General features: G+C 57.7%; 1 protein-coding gene and 1 pseudogene. Both read right to left on the bottom strand.

Going from position 1 to position 1,238, the window contains the following annotated elements:
* Positions 1–872, bottom strand: an 872-nt coding sequence (locus tag L692_RS0118960) for a GTP-binding protein (RefSeq protein WP_025701642.1), incomplete at its 3' end; no start/stop codon positions are given.
* A gap of 182 nt (positions 873–1,054) precedes the next feature.
* Positions 1,055–1,238 (bottom strand): annotated as a pseudogene (locus L692_RS33015) (hypothetical protein); the annotation flags it as partial.

Here is a 1,238-nt window from a genome sequence, read left to right as displayed (position 1 = left end):
GGCTCGGGCGTCGGGCGCTTGGCGTCCGTTACCGTATCCCCGACACGGGTGTCGCCCACATGCTTGATGCCCGCCACGATAAAGCCAACATCGCCTACATTCAATTCGCTCACAATGCTCATACGCGGCATAAATGCGCCGACTTCAATGACCTCGAACGTCTTGTCGGTCGCCATCATCTTGATCTTCGAACCCGCGCGGATGCTGCCGTCAACGACCCGGACATAGACAATGACGCCCTTGTAAGGGTCGTAATGGGAGTCGAAAATCAGCGCCTTCAGCGGCTGATCGGGATCTCCCGTAGGCGGCGGGACCTGCTTGACCACCTGCTCCAGAATCTCCTTGATGCCGATGCCCGCCTTGGCGGAAGCAAGGACCGCCTCGCTGGCATCGAGGCCGATGACGTCCTCGATCTCCTGCTTGACCCGCTCCGGATCGGCGCTTGGCAGGTCGATCTTGTTGACGACCGGGAGAATTTCCAGGTTGTTGTCCAGCGCCAGATAGACGTTCGCCAGCGTCTGGGCTTCGATTCCCTGCGCCGCGTCCACGACGAGCAGCGCCCCTTCGCAGGCCGCGAGACTGCGCGATACCTCATAAGTGAAATCGACATGTCCCGGCGTGTCGATCAGATTGAGCAGGTATTCCTCGCCGTCGTCGGCACGGTACGTTAGACGAACGGCCTGCAGCTTGATCGTAATGCCGCGCTCGCGCTCAAGATCCATCTGGTCAAGCACCTGCTCCTGCATTTCGCGCGAAGTGAGCGCTCCGGTGTATTCAAGAATCCGGTCGGCCAGCGTCGACTTGCCGTGGTCTATATGTGCAATTATCGAGAAATTGCGAATTTGTTCTTGCCTTTTCTTAACGTCAGTCATTCCTTACCCCCACAGACAGCCTGTTGTTAATCATCTTATTATAGCAGTACAACTCCCCCCCAGCAATCAGGGTTATGTCAAGATATACAGTTATTTTAAAATAGAAGGATATGGCTGGGGAAACGGATACCGCCCCTGGGAATAACCCGGTCCCTAAAGGGGCGGGGACAGGGCGCTGGCGCCTATTCGGCGGAATCAAACCAGGAGGCCACCCAGCGGATTCCTTTCCGGGAAGCGGTCTGGAGCATCCCCGCCGTCTTGTCCGCCAGCGTGTCCACTGTCGATTTATGCTCGCCGGGAACGAGAATCTGCCCCGGAGTAAGCGTACTGTAATTGCCAGCCGGCAGCTGCGGAAGGCCTTGCGAA

This window comes from Paenibacillus forsythiae T98, assembly GCF_000520735.1.
In the GTDB taxonomy this organism is placed as follows: domain Bacteria; phylum Bacillota; class Bacilli; order Paenibacillales; family Paenibacillaceae; genus Paenibacillus_AQ; species Paenibacillus_AQ forsythiae.
The sequence above is the reverse complement of the archived record's forward strand: the minus strand, read 5'-3'. Positions and strand labels throughout refer to the sequence as shown.